The organism is Pseudoalteromonas sp. S1608 (genome assembly GCF_005887265.1).
GTDB classification, from domain to species: Bacteria; Pseudomonadota; Gammaproteobacteria; order Enterobacterales; family Alteromonadaceae; genus Pseudoalteromonas; species Pseudoalteromonas undina.
Map to the genome: position 1 here is coordinate 1 of NZ_PNDK01000008.1, position 4,429 is coordinate 4,429.

Here is a 4,429-nt window from a genome sequence, read left to right on the forward strand (position 1 = left end):
ACCTTGAACCTTGAACCTTGAGCCTTGAGCCTTGAGCCTCAAACTAACACCTAAGTTTGCAAAGTACGCTGGTGGTGCATATATTAAACTAAGTGATTGGGAGAATGCGCTTGGCTAGATACTTACTACTGTTTTTTGTTTTTTCTTATGTTTGTATAAACTCGGCTTTTGCGAGTGTAAAAGTTGGCGTAACTCATTGGGTTGATTACACCAATCCGGATGAAACAGGCGTTTATATTGATCTACTCAAAGAAGTTTATGCAGATGAACAGCTCGAGTTTGATTTTAGTACTTACAAACGAATTACTAATTTATTTGAACAAAAACAGTATGACTTCGTAATTGGTGTTGCTAAAGAAGATGTTCCTTTAGCCTATTATCCTCATTGGTACTTAGATTATGATTATCCAATTAATGCCTATTTTTTAAATTCCACTCATAACTTTAATAAGTTATCTGATTTTAACAACAAAGTATTAAGCTGGCTCGACGGCTATAATTTCGATAAGTTTATTGAATACCCACACGATTATTACCCGGTGTCTACTATTGAAAACGCAGTGGCTCTGCTACTGAATAAACGTATAGATGCTTTCGTTGATTTTGACTACAACATTCCCAAAGAGTATAAATCAAAGCTTAATTATGTAGAGCTTGTACCTGCAAGGCCTATTTATTTAGCCTTTTCGAACGATGAAAAGGGCAGAGCCTTGGCGCGAAAATTTGACCAAACCATGCCAAAATTAAAATCATCGGGACGGTTGCAGGAATTATATAAATCAGATTATGACAATACGCGGTTTGCTGACTTTGATGCAAGTAAAATAAAAATCGTATTGAGTAGTAACGATGAGTCTTTGCTGCGACTGAACTCAGTTACTGAAGAAAAATCACTCGACGCACAGCTTTATAAATTAATTTTGACTGAAATGCGAGACTACAGAGTTGAGTTTGTAAAAGCGCCGAATACAAATAATGAAGTTCAATTTGGCACTAATTATTGTTATGCCAATAAAATTAACACCCCAGAACGAGCAAACCGCTATTTAATATCAAAGCCGTTTTCTTTGTATCTCGCTCCGCGACTTTATTCTCCTACTGATTTAACTGAATTTAAGCATATGAAAAATTTAGACGAGTTAGTGTCTCAAAGTGAATTAAGGTTGGGATTATCAAAATTCAGAATATTCTCCGAAGACATTATGTCTCTACTTGAAGAAGTAGATAAAACTAAAATAAAACCAGCGCCCACTAATATATTCTCTAGATTACAACAATTAGCTAAGTTGCAAGAATTTGATGCGTCTATTGAATACCCCAGCGATGTAGTCACGTATTGGCAGGATATAACAGACGCAGACATTCACTCCTTTGATTTGAAATTAAATACATCGTTTACTGTTGGGCATTTAATGTGTGAGCGTAGTGAAGAAAATATAAAATTTGTTCATGATTTTAATAATACACTCTCAAAATTAATTCAAAGCGATAAATACAAAGCGCTTATATATCACTTTGCGGCTGATTTACCTGCTGAAGAGTTTAATAAAATTTATCAGCAAGCACTGTTGGGTGAAAAGTGAGAACGCAAGCACAGCGTAGTTTTTTAACCGCTAGGGTAGGCTATTTATTATTGAAATCTTTGCTCTGAAAATTCAAACAATGGCACTTACAAGTGCCCCCGCGTCTGTAATACCTGCATCCTTCATGGCTTGGCTGATCACTTGCACGAGCGCAATTACCTGAGATTGTGTTGATGAAACGATGTTTGCTTGTGCTTCAATTTGTGCCTGTATAGCCTCGTCTTCTTGGTCCGATTGAGCTTGTAATTGAGTGAGTTGCTCTTTTTGTTCTTCAAGCAGCTGCTTGAGCTCTTTAAGTTGCTCTATCATTTTTGCAATATATTCAGGCATTTCTGAATTTGTGGTTTTTTCAGCTTTTTGCTCAGCCTCTTTTCCTGAGAGCTTATTACGCTCTCTGTCTGATAATTGATAATCAGCGTTGTCCTGATTTTTTGTTGTTTCTTTTGTTTGTTGTGCAATATTTGTTTTTTCGGCTGTAATTTTAATGTCAAAGGCTGAGTGTTTATTTAGCTGTATCACGGTTAATTATCCATAATGTTATTCGTTACCAATTTAGCTATCGGCAGGAATGCTAAAGTACTAAAGCGATAAATACAAAAAATGACATCTCATTATATATGCTCACTTCGATAATTATGCCTCTTATCGCTTATGTATTTACCACCTCTAAATTTATTTTTTATTTTAAATTATATAATTTTTATATTGACACACTGAGTGCTTATTACTACATTTGTAATAGTTGAAAACTACAGTTGTAGTAATAGAGGTTAAAATGAAACTTAGTGAATTTGAATTAGACATAATGCAGTTGCTTTGGCAGCACGAGCCTTGTACTGCTAGCCAGTTACATAAAGCCCTACTTGCTGATACAAAAAAAGATAAGCAAGTAGCTTACACCACAGTAAAAACAATCGTTGATAGGTTAGAACAAAAACAAGCGATAGCTCGCTGCGGGCAAGAGGGGAGAGCGATTGTATTTAAATCAGTGATCACTCAAAGCGCATTTTCAGCACAAGCAATGCCTAGCTTCATGCAGCGTTTTTTTAAAGGTAACTCTCGCAGCTTAATTGCCCACTTTATTAAAGAAGAAAAGCTGAATGACGAGGATATTGAGTACCTACAATCGTTATTGAAAAATAAAAAGCAAGATTAAAGGAGAAGGCTATGATGGATTATTTTGTAACTTGCACAATTATTAGTGTGTGTTGTTTGCTTGCATCATTAGGGATGAAAAGTGCCCCTTCTAGATTAAATTTTTACGTAATAATGCTGGCTTTAATAGCCTGGTTTGTTCCTTGGCAATACTTTTCTCAATTGCCATTATTTGAAAGTACATCGCAATATACTGTTAATGTTGCTGAGTTTAGTTTTTTAAATACGTTAATAGCCCCTACCGATGCGCAGGTCATAACATCAGAAAGTAGCATTATTGCACCAGTGAGTTGGTTACCATCATTAAACCATATTTTTAGTGTATTGCTGTTTAGTGGAATTGGCTTGTTTACATTGCGTGTTGCTATGTATGTAAAGTTAGTCAAAAACTTAAAAGCTAACTCAAGCTTATATAGCACTTCAAAACGAGCAAACTGTATATATCCAATAAGATTCACCTCAATTGGAGGGCCTGCTTTTGCAACAGGATTAGTCAATCCGGTTGTTTGGCTTACTCCTGAGATGGAAAATCGAAAAGAATTAAACTCTGTTATTGAGCACGAATTAACGCACTTACAACAAGGTGATATTTATTGGACATGGCTAATTTGCTTTATAGAAAGTGTTTTTTGGTGGAACCCAATATGCTCAAAACTAGCGCGTTTGGCAAAAGAGCAGTTAGAGCTTAGTTGTGACGAAAAATGTATGCGTAAACTTAAAGGTAAGTATCAGTTAGATTTAGCCAGTTTGTTACTCTCTGAGCATGAAAAAAAATCTAAATATAACTTTTTCACTCCCCCTCTTTTGAATATTGAACACTCAAAGAGTTTTAATATTCAAAGGATTAAAATGTTAAACAAGGAAAAAGCAATGAAAAGTAAACATATGGTAATGGCTTTGGCTGCACTGTCTTTTAGCGCGTTGGCAGCAGCACAAATTGTTGATGAAAATCCAAAGAATGAACAACATAGTGCGCAAAAACAGCCCGCAGCTAGTAATCAGTATAACCAACAGTTAGCGCAACTTTTAGAGGTAGCTGGTGATGCAAAAAGTGATCAATCAACACAACTAATACAAACGGCAAAAAATATTCAAAAATGGTATGCAAATAGAGATGTGCTATCAGGTTTTGAAGAGGGTAAAATTAAATTAGAAAGTTATACTTTACTCGTTCATGTTTTTTCTAAACTTGAACAATATGAAGATATCTTAAGTGCTTACGAAACATGGTATCCAGCAGGAAGCAACCCGCCATATTTTACGAAAAACTCGCTTGCTAATGCCTACATACAACTAGGTCGTTATGAACTGGCTATAGCTGAATTAGAGGGGTTGTCTAGAGAGCTTGACGGTAACTTACACGCAGGATCTGCTGGAAACTTAGCATTAGCTTATATTTATAGCGCAGATTACGATAAAGCATTAGACACACTGCAACAAGCTAGTTTAGAGGGAAGTGCTTATGGTGATGTTTTAAAATACTACATTTTTGATCAGCAAAATAATCAAACAAAAATGGCTGAATTAAAAGGACGTTTACCAGCAGCCTTTGCGGTAACACCGGCTCTACTTCCTCGAGTAGGTATTCCACAATCACCGTTATTAGCTAAATTATAAATAAGCAAATATAAAAAAGCGTTGCCCTTGAGCAACGCTTTTATTTTTATCTTGTTTAGCCTTTAGCCTTTAGC

Annotated in this window: 4 protein-coding genes; 3 read left to right on the forward strand and 1 reads right to left on the reverse strand. The window is 35.7% G+C overall.

Annotation, left to right across the window (positions count from 1 at the left end):
• The first annotated feature begins 104 nt into the window (after positions 1 to 104).
• Positions 105 to 1,583 carry a substrate-binding periplasmic protein gene (locus CWB75_RS04375; RefSeq protein ID WP_138569993.1) on the forward strand — a complete coding sequence of 493 codons (1,479 nt, stop codon included), beginning with the start codon at positions 105 to 107 and terminating at the stop codon, positions 1,581 to 1,583.
• Between the two features lie 72 nt (positions 1,584 to 1,655).
• On the opposite strand, the gene CWB75_RS04380 is transcribed toward CWB75_RS04375, so the two are convergent.
• Entirely contained in the window at positions 1,656 to 2,102 is a 447-nt protein-coding gene (locus CWB75_RS04380; protein ID WP_138569994.1) for a hypothetical protein, read from the reverse strand.
• 256 nt (positions 2,103 to 2,358) lie between these two features.
• Between CWB75_RS04380 and CWB75_RS04385 the strand changes: the two genes are divergently transcribed.
• The gene (locus CWB75_RS04385; RefSeq protein ID WP_028835022.1) at positions 2,359 to 2,739 is read left to right on the forward strand and encodes a BlaI/MecI/CopY family transcriptional regulator; all 381 of its coding nucleotides are present in this window, start codon (positions 2,359 to 2,361) and stop codon (positions 2,737 to 2,739) included.
• 11 nt (positions 2,740 to 2,750) lie between these two features.
• Positions 2,751 to 4,355, forward strand: coding sequence for a M56 family metallopeptidase (locus CWB75_RS04390; RefSeq protein ID WP_138569995.1), 1,605 nt, complete (start codon positions 2,751 to 2,753; stop codon positions 4,353 to 4,355).
• Positions 4,356 to 4,429: the final 74 nt, after the last annotated feature.